Origin of the sequence: Lichenibacterium minor (genome assembly GCF_004137685.1) — a bacterium.
Taxonomy (GTDB): domain Bacteria; phylum Pseudomonadota; class Alphaproteobacteria; order Rhizobiales; family Beijerinckiaceae; genus Lichenihabitans; species Lichenihabitans minor.
In genome coordinates, this window is the sequence record NZ_QYBB01000012.1 from 86,692 (window position 1) to 108,308 (window position 21,617).

The 21,617-nt window shown below is 71.4% G+C and carries 18 protein-coding genes; 7 read left to right on the forward strand and 11 right to left on the reverse strand.

The window, feature by feature from the left end; genetic code table 11:
* Positions 1-49: 49 nt before the first annotated feature.
* From nrfD to D3273_RS12490, 3 genes are read right to left on the reverse strand one after another with little or no spacing between them, the layout of a single operon-like run.
* Positions 50-1,051, reverse strand: a complete 1,002-nt coding sequence (nrfD, locus tag D3273_RS12480; protein WP_129226995.1) for an NrfD/PsrC family molybdoenzyme membrane anchor subunit — start codon at positions 1,049-1,051, stop codon at positions 50-52.
* A gap of 3 nt (positions 1,052-1,054) precedes the next feature.
* Complete coding sequence (locus D3273_RS12485) at positions 1,055-1,954, reverse strand: 4Fe-4S dicluster domain-containing protein (protein WP_245501139.1); 900 nt, start codon at positions 1,952-1,954, stop codon at positions 1,055-1,057.
* Positions 1,951-2,184, reverse strand: a complete 234-nt coding sequence (locus tag D3273_RS12490; protein WP_129226997.1) for a hypothetical protein — start codon at positions 2,182-2,184, stop codon at positions 1,951-1,953. The genes D3273_RS12485 and D3273_RS12490 overlap by 4 nt, the downstream gene beginning before the upstream one ends.
* 155 nt (positions 2,185-2,339) lie before the next feature.
* Here D3273_RS12490 and fdh point away from each other — a divergent pair, with 155 nt between their 5' ends.
* Positions 2,340-5,549, forward strand: coding sequence for a formate dehydrogenase (gene fdh / locus D3273_RS12500; RefSeq protein ID WP_281011274.1), 3,210 nt, complete (start codon positions 2,340-2,342; stop codon positions 5,547-5,549).
* Positions 5,550-5,553: 4 nt separating this feature from the next.
* Positions 5,554-5,871, forward strand: a complete 318-nt coding sequence (locus D3273_RS12505; protein WP_129227003.1) for a hypothetical protein — start codon at positions 5,554-5,556, stop codon at positions 5,869-5,871.
* A gap of 51 nt (positions 5,872-5,922) precedes the next feature.
* On the opposite strand, the gene D3273_RS12510 is transcribed toward D3273_RS12505, so the two are convergent.
* Together D3273_RS12510 and D3273_RS12515 are read right to left on the reverse strand one after the other, a co-directional pair.
* Complete coding sequence (locus tag D3273_RS12510; protein ID WP_129227004.1) at positions 5,923-6,258, reverse strand: hypothetical protein; 336 nt, start codon at positions 6,256-6,258, stop codon at positions 5,923-5,925.
* Positions 6,259-6,381: 123 nt separating this feature from the next.
* Entirely contained in the window at positions 6,382-8,943 is a 2,562-nt protein-coding gene (locus tag D3273_RS12515; RefSeq protein ID WP_129227006.1) for a GcvT family protein, read from the reverse strand.
* Between the two features lie 262 nt (positions 8,944-9,205).
* On the opposite strand from D3273_RS12515, the gene D3273_RS12520 reads away from it, so the two are divergent.
* Positions 9,206-9,976 carry a S1 family peptidase gene (locus D3273_RS12520; RefSeq protein WP_129227008.1) on the forward strand — a complete coding sequence of 257 codons (771 nt, stop codon included), beginning with the start codon at positions 9,206-9,208 and terminating at the stop codon, positions 9,974-9,976.
* A gap of 15 nt (positions 9,977-9,991) precedes the next feature.
* Here the strand turns inward: D3273_RS12520 and D3273_RS12525 are convergent, their stop codons facing one another.
* Positions 9,992-10,462: a YcgN family cysteine cluster protein gene (locus D3273_RS12525; protein ID WP_129227010.1), complete on the reverse strand. Its 471-nt coding sequence runs from the start codon at positions 10,460-10,462 to the stop codon at positions 9,992-9,994.
* A 214-nt stretch (positions 10,463-10,676) separates the two neighbouring features.
* Here D3273_RS12525 and D3273_RS12530 point away from each other — a divergent pair, with 214 nt between their 5' ends.
* Genes D3273_RS12530 through D3273_RS12540 form a run of 3 tightly spaced genes read left to right on the forward strand, consistent with a single transcriptional unit; the run spans position 10,677 to position 14,148 of the window.
* Entirely contained in the window at positions 10,677-12,872 is a 2,196-nt protein-coding gene (locus D3273_RS12530; protein ID WP_245501140.1) for a transglycosylase domain-containing protein, read from the forward strand.
* Between the two features lie 47 nt (positions 12,873-12,919).
* Positions 12,920-13,585 (forward strand): DUF1214 domain-containing protein, encoded by a 666-nt coding sequence (locus D3273_RS12535; protein ID WP_129227014.1) that lies wholly within the window; start codon positions 12,920-12,922, stop codon positions 13,583-13,585.
* Positions 13,582-14,148: a DUF1254 domain-containing protein gene (locus D3273_RS12540; RefSeq protein ID WP_129227016.1), complete on the forward strand. Its 567-nt coding sequence runs from the start codon at positions 13,582-13,584 to the stop codon at positions 14,146-14,148. The genes D3273_RS12535 and D3273_RS12540 overlap by 4 nt, the downstream gene beginning before the upstream one ends.
* On the opposite strand, the gene D3273_RS12545 is transcribed toward D3273_RS12540, so the two are convergent.
* The gene (locus D3273_RS12545; RefSeq protein ID WP_129227018.1) at positions 14,116-14,415 is read right to left on the reverse strand and encodes a hypothetical protein; all 300 of its coding nucleotides are present in this window, start codon (positions 14,413-14,415) and stop codon (positions 14,116-14,118) included. The two genes, D3273_RS12540 and D3273_RS12545, sit on opposite strands and share 33 nt — an antisense overlap.
* A gap of 154 nt (positions 14,416-14,569) precedes the next feature.
* On the opposite strand from D3273_RS12545, the gene D3273_RS12550 reads away from it, so the two are divergent.
* Positions 14,570-15,700 carry a DUF2336 domain-containing protein gene (locus D3273_RS12550; RefSeq protein ID WP_129227020.1) on the forward strand — a complete coding sequence of 377 codons (1,131 nt, stop codon included), beginning with the start codon at positions 14,570-14,572 and terminating at the stop codon, positions 15,698-15,700.
* Positions 15,701-15,744: 44 nt separating this feature from the next.
* Here the strand turns inward: D3273_RS12550 and coaD are convergent, their stop codons facing one another.
* The 4 genes from coaD to ssb all read right to left on the reverse strand — a co-directional run bounded on the left by coaD (position 15,745) and on the right by ssb (position 21,382).
* A complete protein-coding gene (coaD, locus tag D3273_RS12555; protein ID WP_129227022.1) occupies positions 15,745-16,245 on the reverse strand; it encodes a pantetheine-phosphate adenylyltransferase in 501 nt (166 codons plus the stop codon).
* Positions 16,245-18,992, reverse strand: coding sequence for a DNA gyrase subunit A (gene gyrA / locus D3273_RS12560; RefSeq protein WP_129227024.1), 2,748 nt, complete (start codon positions 18,990-18,992; stop codon positions 16,245-16,247). The genes coaD and gyrA overlap by 1 nt, the downstream gene beginning before the upstream one ends.
* 384 nt (positions 18,993-19,376) lie before the next feature.
* Complete coding sequence (locus tag D3273_RS12565; RefSeq protein WP_129227026.1) at positions 19,377-20,648, reverse strand: aspartate aminotransferase type Ic; 1,272 nt, start codon at positions 20,646-20,648, stop codon at positions 19,377-19,379.
* Between the two features lie 194 nt (positions 20,649-20,842).
* Positions 20,843-21,382: a single-stranded DNA-binding protein gene (ssb, locus tag D3273_RS12570; RefSeq protein WP_129227028.1), complete on the reverse strand. Its 540-nt coding sequence runs from the start codon at positions 21,380-21,382 to the stop codon at positions 20,843-20,845.
* Positions 21,383-21,617: the final 235 nt, after the last annotated feature.

Sequence of the window (21,617 nt, forward strand, 5' to 3'; positions counted from 1 at the left end):
GCTCCGCGTCGGCTTCTCCGTCGCCCGGCGGGGAGCGTCAGCCCCGCGCTCAGCCCCGCACTTCGGGCAGGTTCCCCGGAGTCGAGAACTGTAGCGACACGTCGGGGCGGCGCGCCGAAACGTTGCCCAGGCTGAGCATGGAGCTGCGCAGCGTGGCGCTGCCGAGAAGGGTCAGGATCCCCGCCGCGACCGATGCGGCGCGCGGCCGGCGCCCCATGGCGCGCGTGGCCGCCAGCAGGCCCAGGGGCGCCAGCACGCCGAGCGCCGTGGCGCCGACCTGCTCGATGCGCCCGGGAAGGCTGTCGTAGGCGCCCTCCACCCCGGCGCGCTTGTGGTGCCCCTTGGTCACCGCGGACAGGACGGCCTCGACGGCGAGCGCGCACAGCTGCACGTCGTCGAGCTTGGCGCGCGCGGCCGGGTCCGTTTCGCCGAGCGCCAGGGCGGCCGCGCCCGTGGCGATCGACGACGACCCGAACCGGATCGCCAGCGTCGCGGGGGCGGACGCCCAGATGGGGGTCGACGTCGCCGACAGCAGGGCCGCCGTGTAGGTGCAGAGCCCGGAGCCCGCCAGGGCTGCCGGCACGCCCGCGGCGGTCGACAGGCTCTTCATCCAGCGCTGCCGGGGCCAGCGGTCCGCGCCGGCCCGCCCAGCCGCGGACGCGACCGCGAAGGCCGAGAAGCCCATCAGGAACCAGGTGCCGATGGACATGGGCGAGGTGGCCTTGGCCACCCGCAGCATGTTGTAGAACCGCTTCGGCGTGTGCAGGTCGTAGACCAGCAGCGCCGACCCGATCGTGGGTGCCAGCAGGGACAGGTAGCGCCCGCGCCGCACTGCGCCGTCGAGCTCGCGACGTCCCGTGGCGGCCGCCACCGTGGCGAGGATCTGGGAGCTGCCGGACAGGCCGGCGAGGAAGATGTAGCCGCCCACGACGTTCGCCTCGAAGGGCCAGGGCTTGAGCTGCTGGCGGCCGTAATAGGTCGTGCCGTCGTAGATCGCGAAGGGCTTCAGCGATGCCGCGATCTCGGGTGCGCCGACGAAGGGCTCGTTCATGGGTCAGCGGTCCCTGCTCGACAGGATGAAGGACGCCGCGGTGGCGAGGGCCGCGACGGTCAGGAGGCCGGACAGCAGGCTGGGCGCGACGCGGTTCGACGCGCGCGTCGGGGCCACCGGGAAGTTGTACACCTCCGGCCGGTCGGTGAGCAGGAAGAAGGCGTTCAGGTGTTCGAGGCCTCCCGTGGCCCCCGGGGCGCCCGGGGTGCCGTAAAGGTAGGCGCTGCCGACCCCCTGCCCGTGCAGCTGCTCCACGCGGACGGCGGCGCGGGCCTGAAGGTCCGACAGTTCCCCGAACTGGATCGAATCGGTCGGGCAGGCCTTGGAGCAGGCCGGCTCCAGGCCGCCCTTCAGGCGGTCGTAGCAGAGCGTGCACTTATGCGCCTTGCCGTCGTTCTCGCTGACGGCGACGACGCCGAAGGGACATGCCGGCACGCAGTAGCCGCAGCCGTTGCAGATGTCCTGCTGCACCACGACGGTGTCGAACTCGGTCCGGAAGATCGCGCCCGTCGGGCAGGCTTCCAGGCAGGGCGCGTTGTGGCAATGCTTGCAAACGTCGCTCAGCATCAGCCAGCCGCTCTGGTACGGCGCCTCGGAATTGTCCCGGACGCCCCCGCATCCCGACTTCTCGACGAAAGCGACGTGCCGCCACGTGTTGGCGGACAGCTCCCCGGTGTTGTCGAAGCTTTGACCGGTCAGGCCGATGTGGTCGGCCGGCAGGTTGTTCCATTCCTTGCAGGCGACCTCGCAGGCCTTGCAGCCGATGCAGACGGTCGTGTCGGTGAAGAACCCGTAGGACTTGCCGGGCTCGATCAGCACACCGGCGGTGAAGCGCGATTCGTCCGGGATCATGCGGTCGAGGTCGGAACCCGAAAAGTCCGAGATGCGCGGATGGTCGTTCACCGGCCGGCCTCCGCCTGGACGTCGATCCGCTGGGCGACTTGGCCGATGACGTCGACCCCTGCCTTGTACGTCACCCGCACGGGCGCTTGGCTGTGCGCCAGCGGCCGGAGCTGGGCGGGCTCGGCGGCGCACCAGGGAGACAGCGTGAAGAGGTGGCTGACGCCGGCTTCGTCGGTGAGCTGGAAGCGGCTTTCCTGCACCAGCGTGATCCGCCCATCCATCGTCGCCATCGGGTGTCCTCGCGCCTGCCGCGGTGGTGCAACGTGCCCGGCCTGCCCTTGTTTCAGGCCGTCCCTGCCGCGGCGGCGCGGGAACCTGCGCCGTCCGCGCCCCATTGACGCTTCGGCGCGCCGACGATGACGCGACGAGCCGACCGAGGGATGCGATGCGCAAGTTGAGCCAGGGGCCGGGAGCCCATTTTCGCAAGTTCCTCCAGGACTGGTCCATCCCCCGCCAGATCGCCGGCGCAAGCCTCAGGGACAAGGCGGCGGAAAGCCAGACGTCGCGCGACCTGCGCCCGCGGCTAGAGGAAGCGGACCGCGTCGGCACGTCGATCTGCCCGTTCTGCGCCGTGGGCTGTTCCCAGCTGATCTACGCCAAGGACGGCGTGCCGATCCACATCGAGGGAGACCCGCGCTCCCCCGTGAACCAGGGCACGCTCTGCCCGAAGGGCGGCGGCACGCTGGGCCTCCTCCTGTCCCCGAAGCGCGTCACGGACGTGCTGTATCGCGCCCCGCGCTCCGACAAGTGGGAAAAGAAGCCGCTCGAATGGGCGATGGACCGCATCGCGGAGCGCGTGAAGCGGACGCGGGACGAAACCTTCGTGGAGAAGCTGCCCGACGGCCGGACCGTGAACCACACGCTCGGCCTCGGTTCGCTCGGCGGCGCCACGATGGACAACGAGGAGAATTACCTCATCAAGAAGCTCTTCGGCGGCGGGCTGGGGATGCTCAACATCGAGAACCAGGCCCGCATCTGACACTCGTCGTCGGTACCCAGTCTGGGAACGTCGTTCGGGCGAGGCGCCGCCACCATGGCGCTGTGGGACCTGGAAAACAGCGATTGCATCGTGATCATGGGCTCCAACATGGCGGAGAACCACCCGATCGCGTTCCGCTTCGTCGTCGAAGCCAAGCGCCGCGGCGCGACGATCATCCACGTCGATCCGAGGTTCACCCGCACGTCGGCGCTGGCCGACCTGCACGCGCCGCTGCGGTCGGGGTCTGACATCGCCTTTCTGGGCGGGATCATCCACCACATCCTGGAGAACGACCTGTGGTTCAAGGAATGGGCGATGGCCTATTCCAACATCGCCCACATCATCGAGGACAGCTATCGCGGGTCCGAGGACCAGGACGGCATCTTCTCGGGCTTCGATTCGGACGCGGGCACCTACGACGAGAAGTCCTGGCAATACGAGGACAAGACGGTTCCCTCCTCCATCGCCGAGCACCGCGCCAGCTCGCGCGAAGGCGAGCAGGGCGACTACCGATCGATGAGCAAGGGGCCGCCGCACCTCGACGAAACGCTGCAGCACCCGTTCTGCGTGTACCAGATCATGCGCCGGCACTTCGCCCGCTACACGCCCGAGATGGTGGAAAGCGTCACCGGCTGCCCGAAGGACACCTTCCTGAAGGTCGCCGACGCCCTGGCCAGGAACTCCGGCCGCGAGCGCACGGGCGCGTTCTGCTACGCGGTGGGGTGGACGCACCATTCCGTGGGCGTGCAGATCATCCGCGCCTGCTCGATCATCCAGGGCCTGCTCGGCAACATCGGGCGTCCGGGCGGCGGCATCATGGCCCTGCGCGGCCACGTGTCGATCCAGGGCTCGACCGACATCCCGACCCTCTACAACATGCTGCCGACCTACCTGCCGCAGCCGAACGCCTTCCACGACCACATGTCGCTTTCGGCCTACCTCAAGGTCGAGACGCCGCCGACGGGCTGGTGGAACAACTTTCCCAAATACATGGTGAGCCTGCTGAAGGCCTGGTACGGCGCCGACGCCACCCCGGGCAACGACTTCGGCTACGACCACCTGCCGAAGCTCACCGGCGACGTCAGCCAGGAACCCATGACGCTCTGCATGGTGGACGGCATCGTCAAGGGACAGTTCATCCTGGGGCAGAACCCGATGGTGGGCGCCGTCAACACCGACATGGTCGAGCGCGGCCTCGGCCGGCTCGACTGGCTCGTGGTCCGCGACATGGCCATGATCGAGACCGCCGACTTCTGGAAGAACGGCCGCCTGATCGAGAAGGGCGAGCTGACCCCGGCCGACATCGACACCGAGGTGTTCTTCCTGCCCTGCGCCATGCCGGGCGAGAAGGACGGGACCGTGACGAACACCAGCCGGCTCGTGCAATGGCACGACCACGTCTGCGAGGCACCCGGCGATTGCCGCTCCGACCTGTGGTTCATCTATCACCTGGGCCGCCGCCTGAAGGGGCTCTACGAGACGAGCACCGAGACGCGCGACGCCGCCATCAAGGCGCTGACCTGGGACTACCCGCTGAAGGGCGAGCGGCGGGAGCCGGACGCCGAAACGGTGCTGAAGGAGATCAACGGCTACACGGTCGCGGACCGGACGCAGGTCGCCAAGTACCAGGACCTCAAGGACGATGGATCGACGGCCTGCGGCGGCTGGATGTATTGCGGCATCTACCCCGAAGCCGGGAAGAACATGGCGCGGTCGCGCCGGCCGGACACGCCCGGCGGCAAGGGTGCGGCCCATCTCGACTGGGCCTTCGCGTGGCCGTCGAACCGGCGCACGCTGTACAACCGCGCCTCCGCCGACCCCGCCGGCAAGCCCTGGTCGGAGCGCAAGAAGCTGATCTGGTGGGACGACGGCGCCGGAAAGTGGGACGGCGACGACGTGCCGGACTTCGTCGAAACCAAGCGGCCCGACATGCGGCCGGATTGGGCGACACAGCCGACGGGCATGGACGCGCTCGGCGGCGACAAGCCGTTCATCATGGAGGCGGACGGATATTGCCAGCTGTTCGTGCCGACGGGCCTGAAGGACGGCCCGCTGCCGATGCATTACGAGCCGCTGGAAAGCCCCGTCCGCAACCCGATGCACGGACAGCAGCACAATCCCACGGCCAAGATCTGGGCTCGGCCCGGCAACGAGCTGCACCCGCCCGAGGACCCGCTGCACCCCTACGTCTTCACGACCTACCGCCTCACGGAACTGCATTGCGGCGGCATCTCGACCCGGATCATGCCGCATACGGCGGAGCTGCAGCCGGAAGCCTTCGTCGAGGTGTCCCCGGAACTGGCCGGCGAACTCGGCATCCAGCACCTCGGATGGACGGTGCTGTCGACCTCGCGGGCGTCGATCGAGGTCAGGGCCATGGTGACGCAACGGGTGCGGCCCTTCACCATCGCGGGGCGGACCGTCCACCAGGTCGGCATGCCCTGGGTGTTCGGCCGGCTCGGCTACAACCCGGGAGCGGTCGCCAACGCCCTGCTGGCCATCACGGGCGACGCCAACACGTCGATCCATTCCACCAAGGCCGTCACCTGCGGGCTGCGGGCGGGGCGCCTGACCGAGGCCGAGCGGCACCCCGGCCCGCCCCAGGCGGCGGAGTAGCGACATGGTGGAGGTGAACGCCGGGCGGGACGCCCTGATGCAGATCGACAAGGCGCTGGCCGACCGCCCCGAGCGGGACGGGCGGACGCTGAAGGCCGCCATTCAGCGGCTGGCGGCCTTCCGGGACCACGTCGTCGAGCGCCACCGCGGCGAGGGCGGGACGCGCTGGCGCCCCACACTGGAGCGGCTCAACGCGGTGGTCAGCGTGGTGATGGCGGCGGAGTTCCCCATCGGCGAGATCCCGTGGGACGAACTGTCGAAGGCGCGCGACTGGCTCGACGCGATCCTCAGGGAGGAGGCCGCGTCGACCGGTTCGGCCTGAGGGTCGTGGGCGGCGGTCTCGCGCGGGAGTCGTCCCCGTGCGTTCGCGCCGTCAGTAGCCGCGCGGGTAGACCGCGCGCGTGTGGAACTGCGGCACGCGCGGCAGGGGCATCAGCGTGAACTCGGGGTCGACCGACCCGGGCAAGCTGTCCGGGTTGTTGTAGGCGACCGTCACGGACTGCCCGGTGAAGCGGCTGCGCTCCAGCGGGTAGGGCGGCCTCGCCCGCGCCGCGACGGTGCCGATCCGGTCCCCTTCCGGCGTGTAGGCGGGGAACACCACCACGGTCGGCAGGCAGGCCGTCGCGACGGGCTCGCAGGCCCGCGCCGATACCGCCGGCGCGATCAGCGCGGCGGCCGTGAAGGCCCTGATGGCGGTGCGACGTCGCATGGCGGGCTCCTGTCGGGTCGCCGGAGCGGCGACGGCGTGAGGAGGACACCCGAAAAACCTCAAGGTTCCGTCACGCCGAAGGGCGACGCGCGGCGTCCCCGGTCGCGCGACGGGCGGCCCCGCTCAGCTCCGGGGCTTGGCGTTCTCCGGATCGTAGAGGGCCGCGTAGCCGACCGCCGCCACCTCGACCGGGTAGGTTTCGCCGAAATATTCCACGTCGAAGCGGCGGCCGACCGACGCCTTGCCGTGCGGCAGGTAGCTCAGCGCGATGTTCCGGCCCACGCTCGGCCCGTAGGCGATCGAGGTCGTGAAGGAGCGGCGGCCGAGGTCGTCCACCAGCGTTTCGCCCGTGTCCGGATCGAGCACGGGCAGGATGCCGACGGGGTAGCGGGCCACACCGCGCGCGTCCCGGTTGTCGGTCATCACCAGCGTGCACAGGACGGCGGGCTGGTGCGCGCGGGCGCGGTGTTCGAGGTGCTTGGCCTTGCCGCGGAAATCCGCCTCCTTCACCTTGGGGCGGGCGAGCCCGGCCTCGATGAGGTTGTATTCGGTCGACAGGTCGGCATTCTGCAGGCGCAGGCTCTTCTCCAGCCGGCGGCTGTTGGCGTAGGTCTCGATCCCGACCGCGATGGCGCCGGTGGACCGCAGCGCGTCCCACACCGCCAGGCCGTCCCCGTAGGCCATGTGCAGCTCGAAGCCCTGCTCGCCCACGTAGGAGATGCGTAAGGCGCTGACCGGCTTCCCGGCGATCTCGACGGGCCTCACGGCCGCGAAGGGGAAGCGCTCCGGCGACAGGCCATCCGGGTCCGCCACGACCTCCGCCATCCTGGCCCGGGCGTTCGGCCCCCAGATGCCGATCGTGACGATGTCCTCCGTCCGGTCCGTGATCTCGACGTCGAAGCCCTTGTCCTGCGCGACGCGGCGCAGCTCGTGAAGATCGCGGGGGCCGGCGTCGGCGCCGTCGACCACGCGGCAACGGTCGGCCATCGGGAACACCGTGAGGTCCGCCTGCACCATGCCCTCGTCGTCCAGGAAATGGGTGTAGATGCCCTTGCCGATGTTGGCGGCGCCGCCGATGCGGGCGGCGCAGACCCATTCCATCAGCGCGGCGTGGTCGGGGCCGGTCACGTCCAGGACCGCGAAATGGGACAGGTTGACGATCCCGCAATCGTCGCTCAGGGCGAGCTGCTCGGCGTTGGACACGCGCCAGAAGTGGCGGTTGTCCCACGGGTCCGCCCGCACCGGCACGCGGTCGCCGTAGCGCTCGATGAGGTGGGCGTTGGCGGCGTAGCCGTGGGCGCGTTCCCAGCCGCCGAGCTCCATGAAATGGCCGCCGAGCGCCGTTTCGCGCTCGTGGAAGGGCGAGCGCCGCACGTTCCGCCCCGACGCGAAGGGCTCGCGCGGGTGGATGCCGGGATTGTACACCTTCTGCGCCGCTTCGGCGCAGCGCCCGGCGATATGCGCCTCTTCGAGCTGGTGCGGGTGGAAGCGCGCCACGTCGATCCGGGCGTGGTCGATGCCCGTGCGGCCGTCCGTCATCCAATCGGCCAGCAGCTTGCCCATGCCGGGGCCGTCCTTCACCCACACGCCGACGCAGTACCACAGCCCGCGGTGCGCCCGGCTCTCGCCCACCATGGCGTTGCCGTCCGTCGTCACCTGGAGCAGGCCGTTGAAGGATCGGCGCTCGTCGTAGCCGAGCTGGCCGAGAATGGGGGTGAGCTCGATGGCGCGCTCCAGCGGCGCCAGGATGTGCTCCATGTCGAGGTCGCGCTGCGACGGCGAGATCCGCGCCTCGGCCTTCCCGAGCAGCTCGCGCGGGTGGCACAGGCGGGGGGCGTGCTCCTCGTAATAGCCCCATTCGATCATGCCGCCTTCGGACGTCGTCGGGTCGCCCGTGTCGCGCATGTAGGCGGAGTTCCCCTGGTCGCGCAGCAGCGGCCAGCCGATGTCCAGCCCCGTGCCGGCGAACTCGTCGAAGGGCCCGAAGAACATCAACGGGTGGTCGATCGGCATGATCGGCAGGTCCTCGCCCGCCATGGCGGCGACGGTGCGCCCCCACAGCCCGGCGCAGACCACGACATGGTCGGCCATGATGGTGCCGCGCGGGGTGACCACGCCCCGGATGCGGCCGCCCTCCAGGACGAGCGACGTGGCCGGCGTGTTGGCGAAGCTGCGGAGCGCCCCGCTCCGCTCCGCCCCGTCGACGAGGATGCCGGCGACGGTCTGCGACCGCGGCACGACGAGGCCGGCATCGGGGTCCCACAACCCGCCCTGGACCATGCTTTCCTCGACGAGCGGGAACTTGGCCTTGATCTCGGCCGGCTCCATCAGACGGGCGCGGGTGCCGAAAGCCTTGCCGGACGACACCTTGCGGCGGATCTCCGCCATGCGCTCGTCGTCGCCCACGCGAGCGACCTCGATCCCGCCGACCCGCGCGTAGTGGCCCATGCGGTCGAAGAAATCGATGGAATAGAGCGTGGTCCAGCAGGACAGGAAGTCGTGGCTCGTCGAGTAGCAGAAGTCGGACGCATGCGCGGTCGACCCGATGTCGGTCGGGATGCCGGACGCGTCGATGCCGACGATGTCGTCCCAGCCCCGGGCGACGAGGTGATGCGCCACCGAAGCGCCCACGATGCCGCCGAGGCCGATGATCACCACCCTTGCCGTCTGGGGGAACGCTGCCACGGCTTGAACCTCGTCTGACGGGGCCGACCCGAACTGCCCACGGTGGGAGTCTGGGTGCCCCTCGCCGGTGCGTCTGCCGATCTCGCGACGGCGGCTGTCGCGGAAGCGTCGGCGTGAAACGCCTGCCTGTCGCCAGCGGGGCGCGAAGGCGCTAGGTTCGGCGTCGGCGGCGCCGACATCCGCGGCGGAACGGCGGCGCCGAAGCGGGCGGCCGGCTTCGTCCCGCCCGTCCTGGTCGCCCTCGCCCGGAGATTTCGCCCCCTTGACGCGCACGCGGCCGGCCCGACAGGCCGGGAACCAGATCGGGACGCCGTCGGCGGCGTGCGTCGCCGCCATCCTGACCTTCCTCCCCGCCCCGCCCGCGGGCGCCGTGGTGGGCCCCGCCCACGATGCGTCCGGCACCGTCGCCGACAGCGCCGTCATGGTGCTGCAGCGCCAGGGCGCCGCCGCGGGCTTCTGCACCGGCGTCGTGCTGGGACCCCGCGCCGTGCTGACCGCCGCCCATTGCGTGCCGCCGGGCGCCGACCTGCGCATCTACCTCAAGGGAGCGGCGGTCCTGCTGCCCGTCGCCGAGGTGGTGCGCCATCCCGGCTATCGTGCCGATGCGATCACCAGCCGCGAGCGCTCGATCGACCTCGCCGTCCTGCTCCTGCCCGATCCGCTGCCCTCGGCCTATCGCCCGGCGACCCTCGGGAGCGAGGCCGGAACCGCCGTGGGCACCCGCTTCTCCGTCGCGGGGTTCGGCCTCGCGCGCGAAGGGGACCCGAAGACGTCGGGACAGCTCCGGCAGGCCGAACTCGCTGCCCGCGCGCCGCTGTCCGATGTCCTTCTGTGGGCCGTCGACCCGAACCACGCCGGCGCGGGCGCGTGCACGGGCGATTCCGGCGGCCCGGTGCTCGACGGTTCGGGCGCGGTCGCGGCGCTGACGCTGTGGTCCGCCGGCGATGGCCGGCACCGGTGCGGCGCCCTCACCCAGGCGCTCTGGCTCGCCCCCTTCCGCGCCTGGATCGCCGCGGCGGCTGCCGGGCATTGACCGGGCCCGCGCCCCTCAGCTTCGGCGTTTCGCGCGTTTCGGCCAGCGGTCCGGCCAGGTGACGATGCGGTCGGGCAGGTCCTCCACGTCGACGTCGTGCTCCATCGCGCCGATGCGGCCCCGCACGCCCACGCCCGCCTCGTGCACCGTGTCGCGGCTGCCCGATTTCAGGTGGTGCCACCAGGCGAGGTCCTGCCCTTCCTTGACCAGCCGATAGGCGCAGGTCGGCGGCAGCCAGTCGATCTCGGCGACGGCCTCGGGGGTGAGTTTCACGCAATCGGGCACCCGGCTCTGCCGCCCCGGATAATCGCCGCAGCGGCACGCGCCAGCATCGTATAAGGTGCAGGCCACGTCGGTGTAGAGGATGCGGCCGGTGTCCTCGTCCTCGAGCTTCACGAGACAGCAGCGGCCGCAGCCGTCGCACAGGCTTTCCCATTCAGTCTGGGTTAAGGACGAAAGCGGTCTACGCCAGAAGGGATCGTTCATCGCGCTCGGGTGAGGATGGAAGCGGTGCGGAGGCGGCCGGACCCGTCGTGGCTGTCCCGGAGTTGCGCTTCGACACACGCCCCGTCAAGGGCGCCGGCCGGGGCTCGGGGCGGGTCGGGGGCGGACGGATCGGTCGACCGGCGCAGCGGCGATGCGCCGGACGGGGGAACGGTCCCCCGTTCGGAACGGTGCACGAGGGCGGCAGGAGCGTTGCGTGGTGCGAGGCGGCGAAGGGTTCGGTGCACGGGTGCGGCGGGTCCTGCTGGGCTTCGACGGCTGGTTCGACAGCTTCGTGTTCGAGCGCGGCCGCGCCACGGTCGAGGGCTACGGGCGGTATTCCGTCTTCCTGGAGCGGTTCTCCGTCGACGGCTGGCGCCGCTGGGCGGTGGAAGGGGCCTGCGAAGGGCTGACCCTCGGGCTCGGCGCGTCCGTGGTGGCGCTGGCCCTGGCGATCCCGGCCTTCCACGACACCTCCGACGACTGGCTGAAGAAGCAGGACCTCGCCGTCACGTTCCTCGACCGCACCGGGACCGAGGTGGGCCGCCGCGGCATCCTGCACGACGACAGCGTGCCCATCGCCCAGATGCCGCCCTACCTGATCCAGGCGGTGCTGGCGACGGAAGACCGCCGCTTTTTCGACCATCACGGCATCGACCCCATCGGCACCGCGCGGGCGCTGACCGTCAACGCCGGCGCGTCGGGCGTGGTGCAGGGGGGCTCCACCCTGACCCAACAGCTCGCCAAGAACCTGTTCCTGTCCAACGAGCGCACCTTCGGCCGCAAGATCAAGGAAGCCTACCTGGCCGTCTGGCTCGAACACCACCTGTCGAAGCGCGACATCCTGCAAACCTATCTCGACCGCGTCTACATGGGCGGGGGCACGTTCGGCATCCAGGCGGCATCGGAGTTCTACTTCGGCAAGTCGGTGCGCGACGTGTCGCTGCCCGAGGCCGCCATGCTGGCCGGCCTGTTCAAGGCGCCGACGAAATACGCCCCCCACATCAACCTTCCGGCCGCCCGGGCCCGCGCCGGCGACGTGCTGTCGAACCTCGTCGACGCGGGCTACATGACCGAGGGGCAGGTGTATCCCGCCCGCCGCAACCCCGCGACCCCCGTCGACCGCACCCGCGAGGTCGCGCCCGACTGGTACCTCGACTACGCCTACGACGAGGTGCGCAAGCTCGCGGACGCCGGCAAGCTGGGGGCGAGCCGGGTGCTGACGGTCCGCACGGCCCTCGACAGCGCCATCCAGGCCCGCAGCGAGTCGGTCATCGAGGACCACCTGCGCGAGAAGGGGCCGAGCCTCCACGCCAAGCAGAGCGCCATAGTGCTGATGGAGCCCGACGGCGCCGTGCGGGCCATCGTGGGCGGGCGCGACTACGGCGCGAGCCAGTTCAACCGCGCCACCGTGGCGCAGCGCCAGCCCGGATCGTCCTTCAAGGCCTTCGTGTACCTGGCGGCGCTGGAAACGGGCAAGTTCAAGCCCACCACGATGGTGACGGACTCGCCCGTCTGCATCGGCACCTACTGCGTCCGCAACTACGAGGGCGAGCAGATGGGCACGTTGCCGCTGTGGGCCGCCCTGGCCCACTCGCTCAACACCGTCGCCATCAAGCTGTCGATCGCCATCGGCAACGGCTCGCCCCGCGCCGGCCGCGCCAAGATCGTCGCCGTCGCGCACGCGCTCGGCATCACCACGCCGTTGGAGGACACGGTGTCGCTGCCGATCGGCGCCGATGACGTCACGGTGATGGACATGACGACCGCCTACGCGGGCTTCGCCAACGGCGGCAAGCGCGTGCAGCCCTATGCCGCCGTGGACATCAAGGACGGCCACGGCGACCTCGTCTACCGCCACGACCGGGACGGGCCGCAGCCGAAGCAGGTCGCCCCCGCGACGGATGTCGCCACCCTCAACACCATGCTGGCCAGGGTGGTCACCGACGGCACGGGTCGGGCGGCCCGCCTCGACGATGCCGTCGCGGTCGGCAAGACGGGCACCACGAACGAATACCGCAACGCCTGGTTCTGCGGCTTCACCGGCAATTACGTCGCCGCCGTCTGGTACGGCAACGACGACAACTCCCCCATGGACAAGGTGACGGGCGGCACGCTGCCGGCCTCGACGTGGCACGACGTGATGGAGTTCGCACAGGCCGGCATCGAGCCGCGTCCGCCGTTCGGGCTCGGGCCGGCGGGACAGCCGGCCGCCGTGGCGGCATCGGCGCCGCTCGCCGGCGGCACGCAACCCGCCGGCAACAACCGGTCGACCCTGTCGCCGCGCGCCGCCACGGCGCTCGGCGCCATCGCGTCGCTGGTGGCCGATGCCGGCCGGCCCCGGCTCGCCGAGGGCGAGGCTTTCGCGTCGCAGGCGCCGGCCCCCGCCGTCGCGACGTCCCGCACGCCGTGACGCCGATCCCCAGCCCCGGGCGCGCGTCCGCCCTGCACGGGAGGGCGATGATCGGCGTCGCCGACGAGCCCGCCGACGTCGATGGCCGCGTTCCGCCGCGCGAACGCGGGGCGCGGAGCGATCCCGCCCTGCCCGGCGGCGGCGTGCTCGCCATCGCGGTGGTGGGTCTGGCGCTCGGCCTCGCCGCGACGGCCATCGTGCTCGGGCGCGGCTGGGATCCCGGCGCCGTCGCGGTCGGGCCCTGGGTGACGCACCCGAGGATCGGGACTCCGTCGATCGACCCCTACGCCCGCGCCGAGTTGGCGCGGAGCGGCGCCGTCCCGATGGCGTCCAGCGAAGGGCTGAGCTTCGCGGCCACGACGGACGACACGGGATACCGCCTCGTCTCGACCTGCACCTATCGCCTGAGCGGCGCCGTGCCGCCCGCGCGGTTCTGGACGCTGACGGCGACGGACCGGGCCGGCCTGACGCTCGGTGGCGATGCCGGCCGTTCCGCCTTCACCTCGACGACGGTCATCCGCGACGCATCCGGCGGGTTCGTCATCGAAGCGGGGCCCGAGGCGCGACCCGGAAACTGGATGGCGCTGTCGGGCGACGGGCCGCTCACGCTGACGCTGCGCCTCTACGACACGCCCTTGACCGGCGACACCGGCGAGATCGCCAGCGCCGCGCTGCCGGGGATCACCCGCGAATCCTGCGGGGGGCCGGGGTGAGCCAGCGCGGCATCGTGGCGTCCCTGAGCCTGCTCGCGATCCTGCTCGTGGCGGGCATCGTCCACATCGCGTCGCTGCTGGTCCTGCCGCGCGTGGCGCCCGACGACGCCTTCGCGCGGCTCGCGGCCGTGACGCCCGAAGGGAGCGTGTCGGTGCTGGCGCGGGGCGGTTCCGCCAAGGCCGCCCTGCCAGGCCGGGATCCCTCGCTCGCCACGGCCGTGTGCCGCTACGATCTCGATCGCGGCCCGCTGCGCGTGTCGGCCGCGCTGGGCGACGAAGCCTTCGTGGCCCTCACGCTCCATTCGCGCTCGGGCGTGGCCTTCTACGGCCTCAACGATCGGTCCGGGAACGAGGGCAGGCTCGAACTCGTGGTGATGACGGGCGCGCAGCTCGACGAGGCGCGCTCAAGGGATGCCGCGGATGCTCCGGTGCGCGACGTGCGCGTGGCGGCGCCGCAGCCGCAGGGCTTCGTCATGTTCGACGTGCTGCCGAGGATCGGCGGCGAGGTCGAAGCACGCCGGGCCCTGGCGTCAATGAGCTGCCGCGTCGAGCATGCGCCCTGAGCCGAGCCCGTGGTGCGGCGCGTAGCCGTCCGGCCGGGCGGGGGCATCGGCCTCCTCGCGGCAATAGCGGACGCCCGTGAAGAACAGGATCCGGGCGCCGCTGCGCGGCACGGCGAAGGCGCGCTGGGGCCGGGGTCGGTCCGGCTGAAGGCTGACGATGTTTTGCATGCGGCTGTCCTCGACGAAGTCGATGCGGTCACGTTGGCCGAGGCGACCCGGACCCGCGCCGCGCATCGGCGCCGCGATCCAGCGTGGGACGTCGGACATCTCCCCCGGCTTTTCGTGCGAACCGCACAACCGGGCCGGGCGGAGATTGTCCCTGCCTCGCCTTCGATAAGGACGGTTGAAGGTTAACACGACATCAACGATCGGACCCTAAAACCAGGTCAGCGCATCAATCTTCGATTCAGAGGCTTCGCGTATGGACCACGACGACGACCTTCGCGGATCGCTCGAACGCCTCGTGCGGCTCGGCCGAACGCCGGACGTCGACATCCGCCCGGTCCTGCTGCGCGTGCTCGTCGACATGTTCGCCCGCCGCCTCCACCACACGCCGGGCGACCTCGCGCAGTTCGAGGACATGATCGGGCGCCTGCTCGACGACGCCGACGGGGAAGTCCGCCAGACCGTGGCGGACAGGCTCGCCGGCCACCCCGCGACGCCGCGCAGCCTGCTCGAGCGCTTCCTGAGGGAAGGCGACGCCGTCGCGGCGCCCGTGCTGGCGCGGGCGGCCGTCGACCCCGGCACGGTGCTCGACGCCGCCGAATGGGGCACCCCCGCCATGGCGCTGGCCGTGGCGTCGCGGCCCGACCTGTCGCCCGAGGCGGTCGCCAGCCTCGTGGACCGGCCGGAGCGCGACGTCCTCCTGGCCGTGGCCGGGAACGGCGCCGCGCCCGTCGGGCTGGATGTGTTCCGCTACCTCGTGCGCCGCGCGCGGGACGACGAGGCGCTCGGCCGCGCGCTGCTCCGGCGCGACATGCCGCCGTCCGAGCGCGCGCCGCTCTTCCTGTTCGCCGACAGCGCCGAGCGGGCGGCGATCATCCTCGCGGCCCGGCGCGACGACCTGCGCCCCGACGGCGAACGGGCGCGCCCGAACGCGGACGAGGCGGCGGCGCTGGAGCGGGTCGAGCGCGCCGTGATGGCGCCCGACCGCGACGGTTTCGACACCGCGCTGGCGGCGGCGCTGAACATCCGGCTCGACGACGTTTGGCGGCTGATCGACGATCCCAAGGGCGAGCCGCTGGCCCTGGCCCTCGCCGCCGTGGGGGCCTCGCCCGAACTCGCCGCGCGGGTCTTCATCCTGAGCGGCCCCGCGATCGGCCATTCCGTGATGGCCGTGCGCAGCCTCACGGCCCTGGTGGAGGGCATGCCGCGCCGGACCGCGGGGCGCCTCGTCGCCGCCATGACGCATGCGGCGGCCCGCACAGTGCGGAGGACAGCCGCGGAGGCCGAGGGCCGGGGGCGCGCCGAGGACGGGCGATCCATCGCCCGGGCGCGCGAACGCGCCGAGGACATCGTCGCCTCGGCGCAGCGGCGGCTCAGGGGCGGGTGAGGCCGGACCGGAAGGCCCAGGGGCGCGCCCGCGCGCCCCTGGGCCTAGGCTGGGTCCCGCGCCGCCTTGAGGGCCGCGACGACCCCCGGCGGCACGAAGGCCGAAACGTCGCCGCCCATCCCGGCGATCTGCCGGACCAGGGTGGCGGTGATGGTGCGCGACCCCGGCGCGGCCGGCACGAACAATGTTTGGAGCTCGGGCGCCAGGGCGGCGTTCATGCCCGCCATGCTCATCTCGTCGTCGAGGTCGGCGGCGCCGCGCAGGCCGCGCACGATGAGCGTCGCGCCCACGTCCCGCGCCGCCGCTACGGCGAGGCCGGAGAAGCTTTCCACCCGCAGCACGCCGCCCGCGGCCGCCACCACCGGCCCCGCCTCGGCGCGGATCAGCGCCACCCGCGCGTCGTGGCTCAGCACCGGCTGCTTGGTGGCGTGGCGACCGACGGCCACCACCAGCACGTCGCAGAGCCGGGCCGCGGCCCGGATCACGTCGAGGTGCCCGTTGGTCAGGGGGTCGAACGACCCCGCGTAGAGGGCCGTCCGCGCCATCACGCTTCGCCGTCCCCCTCGAGCAGCCCGGCTTCGCCGGTCTCGGAGCCGACCTCGGCGATGCGATCGACGGACACGACCTTCTCGCTTTCGGCCGTATTGAACACGATGACGCCCTGCGTGTTGCGGCCCGCGACGCGGATGCCTTCGACCGGGCAGCGGATGAGCTGGCCGCCGTTCGTCACCAGCATGATGCCGTCGCTGTGCTCGACTGGGAAGGACGCCACGAGCTTGCCGTTGCGGGCGTTGACCGCCATGGCGCCGATGCCTTTCCCGCCTCGCCCGGTGATGCGGTACTCGTAGGACGAGGTCCGCTTCCCGTAGCCGCGCTCGGACACGGTGAGGATCACCTGTTCGCGCGCCGACAGGGCCGCGTAGCGCTCCTGGGAGAGGGTGGCTGGCGCTTCCGGCGCGACGCCATCGGCCCCCACGACCTCCTTCTCGATGTCGTCCTCGCCGGTTTCGCCCTCGACGGCCCGGCGCATCTTGAGAAAGGCGATGCGCTCGCCGGAATCGGCGTCGGTGTGCCGCAGGATGGCGAGCGAGATGACGCCGTCGTCTTTGCCGAGCGTGATGCCGCGCACGCCCATGGAGTCCCGGCCCTTGAACACCCGCACGTCCGTGACGGCGAAGCGGATGCACTGGCCCCCGGCGGTGGTGAGCAGGATGTCGTCATCCTCGGAGCAGATCTGCACGTCGACGATCGACTCGCCTTCGTCGAGCTTCATGGCGATCTTGCCCGAGCGGTTCACCTGGGCAAAATCGGACAGCTTGTTGCGCCGCACCGTGCCCCGCGTCGTGGCGAAGACCACGTCGAGCTTGGCCCAGTCGCCCTCGTCCTCGGGCAGCGGCATGATGGTCGTGATGCGCTCGCCCTGCTCCAGCGGCAGCAGGTTGACGAAGGCCTTGCCGCGCGCCTGGGGCGCGGCGAGGGGCAGGCGCCACACCTTCATCTTGTAGGCCTGGCCGAGCGACGAGAAGAACAGCACCGGCTGGTGGGTGTTGGCCACGAAGATGCGGGCGACGAAATCCTCGTCCCGCGTCTGCATGGCGGAGCGACCCTTGCCGCCGCGCCGCTGCGCCCGGTAGGTGGACAGCGGCACGCGCTTCACGTAGCCGGCGTGGCTGACCGTGATGGCCATGTCCTCGCGGGCGATGAGGTCCTCGTCCTCCATGTCGGCGGCGCTGTCGAGGATCTCGGTCATCCGCGGCGTCGCGTGGGCGAGCTTGATGGCCTCGAGCTCGGCGCGGACGATGTCGAAGATGCGGGTGCGCGAGCCCAGGATGTCGAGCAGGTCGGCGATCTCGGCGGCGAGCTTGTTCAGGGCGTCGGCGATCTCGTCGCGCCCCAGCGCGGTGAGGCGCGCCAAGCGCAGCTCCAGGATGGCCCGGGCCTGGGCCTCGCTGAGGCGATAGGTGCCGTCTTCGTTCAGGGTGTGGTGCGGGTCGGCGATCAGCGCGATCAGCGGCGCCATGTCGAGCGCGGGCCAGTCGCGCCCCATCAGGGCTTCGCGCGCCGTGGCGGTGTCGGGCGAGGTGCGGATCAGCCGGATCACCTCGTCGATGTTGGCCACCGCGATGGCGAGGCCGACCTGGAGGTGGGCCGCCGCGCGGGCCTTGGCGAGGCGGAACTTCGTGCGCCGGGTCACGACCTCCTCGCGGAAGTCGATGAAGGCGACGAGGAAGTCCTTGAGGTTCAGCATCTCCGGCCGGCCGCCGTTCAGCGCGATCATGTTGGCGCCGAAGGAGGATTGCAGCTGGCTGAAGCGGTAGAGCTGGTTCAGCACGACGTCGGGCACGGCGTCGCGCTTCAGCTCGATGACGATCCGCATGCCGTCGCGGTCGGATTCGTCGCGCATCTCGGAGATGCCCTCGATGCGCTTGTCGCGCACCGCTTCCGCGATCTTTTCCTGAAGCGTGGTCTTGTTGACCTGGTAGGGGATCTCCTTGACGATCAGCGCCGTGCGGTCGCGGCGGATCTCCTCGGACACGATGCGGGCGCGCATGACCACCGAGCCCCGGCCCGTCGTGTAGGCCTGCCGGATGCCGGCGCGGCCCAGGATGGTGCCGCCCGTGGGGAAGTCCGGCCCCGGCACGATCTCCATCAGCTCGTCGAGTTCGATCTCGGGGCGCTCCATGACGGCCAGCGTGGCGTCGATCACCTCGCCGAGGTTGTGGGGCGGGATGTTGGTCGCCATGCCGACCGCGATGCCGCCGGCGCCGTTGACGAGCAGGTTGGGATAGCGCGCCGGCAACACGACCGGCTCCTTCTCCTTGCCGTCGTAGTTGTCCTGGAAGTCGACGGTGTTCTCGTCGATGTCCTGGATGAGGGCGAGCGCGGGCGCCGCCAGGCGGGACTCCGTGTAGCGCATGGCGGCCGGGGGGTCGCCGTCGATCGAGCCGAAATTGCCCTGGCCGTCGATCAACGGCAGGCGCATCGAGAAGGGCTGCGCCATCCGGACCAGCGCGTCGTAGATGGCCGTGTCGCCGTGGGGATGATAGCTTCCCATCACGGCGCCGACGATGCGGGCCGACTTCACGTAGGGGCGATCCGGCAGGTAGTTGTTCTCCTGCATCGAATGCAGGATGCGCCGATGCACCGGCTTCAAGCCGTCCCGAACGTCCGGCAGCGCGCGCGACACGATCACGCTCATCGCGTATTCGAGGTAGGAGCGCTTCATCTCGTCGGCGATGGAGACGGGCCGGATGCCGGCCGAATCCTCGAGTCTGTCGTCGTTGTCGGCCAAGTTGCATCCCTTTGCGGACGGCCCGGCGCTGGCGGGCGCCTTCGAATCTGATCTGCCCCGAATATAAGCTCCGAAGCGCCGTTCCGCGAGGTTTAACGGGCGGCGAGCCGGGTCCGGCGATCGCCGGGAGTCTGTCGTGAAGCGTGGGCCGGGGCTCCGCCGCGGCGGGACCAGCCGGACGGCAGCACACGCGGGCAGCCGGTCCTTCCATCCCGGCGCGCGCCTCGACGGCCCGAACGGCCGTCGCGCCAAGACCCGGGAAGGACGGAGCGCTTTTCGGCGCTCGAAGTGTCCGCTCGCTCGACCGTGGCTGGGCCACGCCCTTCGCGGGTCACCTGCCGATCATGCGGGAACGGCTCCGGGCGTGCCATCGCCCTTCGTTCATCACGATGTCGAGGCCGCGTCCCCGCCCCGCTTCTCGAGCCCGGCGAGCGCGATGCAGATGGCGATGCCTTCCGCCGCGGCCTCGACCTCGGCGAGCTTCGGGAAGGTGGGCGCGAGGCGCAGGTTGGCGTCCTCCGGGTCCGCCCCGCCCGGCCAGGTGGCGCCCGCAGGCGTCAGCGCCACGCCCGCCGCCTTGGCGAGCGCCACCACGCGCGACGCCGTGCCCGGCACCGCGTCGACGCTGATGAAGTAGCCGCCTTCCGGCCGCGACCAGCGCGCGAGGCCGGTGCCGCCGAGACGGCGCTCCAGCGCGGCCAGCACGGCGTCGAACTTCGGGCCGATCAGGTCGCGGTGGCGCCCCATGTGGGCGTGCAGCCCTTCGGCGTCGCGCAGGAAGCGCATGTGGCGGAGCTGGTTCAGCTTGTCGGAGCCGATGGTGCGGCGCCCCGCGCGCGCCAGGAACCAGGCGACGTTGGCGGGCGAGGAGGCGAACAGCGCCACGCCGGCGCCGGCCAGCGTCACCTTCGAGGTCGAGCCGAAGCAGAAGGCACGGTCGGAGTGGCCGGCCTCGCGGGTCAGGTCGAGGATCGAGGCGAGGGGCGTGCGGCGGTCCGTCAGGTGGTGGACCGCGTAGGCGTCGTCCCAGAACAGGCGAAAGTCGGGCGCCCCGGCCTTCATCGCGGCCAGGCGGCGCACGGCATCGTCGGAATAGGTTTCGCCCGTCGGGTTCGAGTATCGCGGCACGCACCACATGCCCTTCACCGACGGGTCGGCGGCGAGCGCCTCGACGGCGTCCATGTCGGGCCCCTGCCCGGTCAGCGGCACGGGCAGCAGGCGGAAGCCGAACTCTTCCGCCAGCCCGAAATGGCGGTCGTAGCCCGGCACCGGGCAGATGAAGGCAGGCGAAGCCTCGCGCGACCAGGGCCGCTCGCCGCCCGGCACGCCCTTCAGCAGCGCCCACACGATGCAGTCGTGCATGAGGGCCAGGCTGGAATTGTTGCCGAGCACGATCGCGTCCGCGGGCAGGCCGAGCGCTTCGCCGAACAGCGCCCGCACCTCGGGCAGGCCCTGGAGCGCGCCGCCGTAGTTGCGCGCGTCCTCGCCGGCCGCCGTGGTGGTGTCCCGGTTGCCCTGGGGCAGCAGCATGGCGTCCGACAGCGACAGCTGTTCGGGCGACGGCTTGCCGCGCGTCATGTCGAGCTTGAGTCCGCGGGCCTTGAAGCCCTCGTAGTCGGCGCGGGTGCGGGCGAGGTCGGCGTGGAGATCTGGCATGGTGTTCGTCTGTGCTTGAGCGTCGTGCGCGAGCCCTTCCCCCGCCCGGGGGGAAGGGCGCCCATGGGCAGCATGGGCGGGAGACAGGGGCGAGCGCCGCGCCCGGCGCCCGCCCCCGATCCGGCGGCGCCCGGGTTCGGCCCGCTTCGCTCAGGGCGAAGGGGCGCCGCGCGGGCGTGGCCGGAGCCGCAGGCTCAGAACGGGATGTCGTCGTCGATCGCGTCCGACATCGAGCCGCCGCGGCCGCCGCCGCCCGAGTTGCCGCCGCGGTCCATCGGCGACGACCGCCCGAAGGACGGGCGCTCCCCGCCGCCGCCGCCGCCGCGGTCGAACGAGCCGCGGTCGTCGTCGCCCGCGAAGCTGCTGCCCCCGCCGGCGGCATTGCGCCCTTCCAGCATGGTCAGCTCACCGCGGAAGCGCTGCAGCACGATTTCCGTGTTGTACTTCTCGATGCCGTCCTTGTCGGTGTACTTGCGCGTCTGGAGCTGGCCCTCGACATAGACCTTGGAGCCCTTCTTCAGGTACTGTTCGGCCACTTTGGCGAGGTTTTCGTTGAAGATGACGATGGAATGCCATTCCGTCTTCTCCTTGCGCTCGCCGGACGCCTTGTCGCGCCACGACTCCGTCGTGGCGAGGCGCAGGTTCACCACTGCATCGCCCGACTGCATGCGGCGCACCTCGGGATCCTTCCCGAGATTGCCGACCAGAATGACCTTGTTGACGCTGCCCGACATGGACCCCTCCCCGCGACCGGAATGACAAGGGGCGACCTCGCGCGATGTCGCGCGTCCGCCCCGGCTCCGTCCCACGCCATACGCGACGCCGGTTACCAAAACGCCGAACGGGCACGCCCGCCGGCCTGTTCCACCTTTGTTCCATAGCACGGATCGTGCTATTTGCCGAGTCGAAGACGCGTCCCCCTGCGCGGGGTGCCGCCCGCGCGTCGCGCCCCTATATGGTCCTCGTCCC

What these genes read in the sequence shown, in the direction of transcription:
- nrfD (WP_129226995.1), bottom strand. Translation starts at nt 1,051, where the DNA reads ATGAACGAGCCCTTCGTCGGCGCACCCGAGATCGCGGCATCGCTGAAG.
- D3273_RS12490 (WP_129226997.1), bottom strand. Translation starts at nt 2,184, where the DNA reads ATGGCGACGATGGATGGGCGGATCACGCTGGTGCAGGAAAGCCGCTTC.
- D3273_RS12505 (WP_129227003.1), top strand. Translation starts at nt 5,554, where the DNA reads ATGGTGGAGGTGAACGCCGGGCGGGACGCCCTGATGCAGATCGACAAG.
- D3273_RS12510 (WP_129227004.1), bottom strand. Translation starts at nt 6,258, where the DNA reads ATGCGACGTCGCACCGCCATCAGGGCCTTCACGGCCGCCGCGCTGATC.
- D3273_RS12525 (WP_129227010.1), bottom strand. Translation starts at nt 10,462, where the DNA reads ATGAACGATCCCTTCTGGCGTAGACCGCTTTCGTCCTTAACCCAGACT.
- D3273_RS12535 (WP_129227014.1), top strand. Translation starts at nt 12,920, where the DNA reads ATGATCGGCGTCGCCGACGAGCCCGCCGACGTCGATGGCCGCGTTCCG.
- D3273_RS12545 (WP_129227018.1), bottom strand. Translation starts at nt 14,415, where the DNA reads ATGTCCGACGTCCCACGCTGGATCGCGGCGCCGATGCGCGGCGCGGGT.
- D3273_RS12550 (WP_129227020.1), top strand. Translation starts at nt 14,570, where the DNA reads ATGGACCACGACGACGACCTTCGCGGATCGCTCGAACGCCTCGTGCGG.
- coaD (WP_129227022.1), bottom strand. Translation starts at nt 16,245, where the DNA reads ATGGCGCGGACGGCCCTCTACGCGGGGTCGTTCGACCCCCTGACCAAC.
- D3273_RS12565 (WP_129227026.1), bottom strand. Translation starts at nt 20,648, where the DNA reads ATGCCAGATCTCCACGCCGACCTCGCCCGCACCCGCGCCGACTACGAG.
- ssb (WP_129227028.1), bottom strand. Translation starts at nt 21,382, where the DNA reads ATGTCGGGCAGCGTCAACAAGGTCATTCTGGTCGGCAATCTCGGGAAG.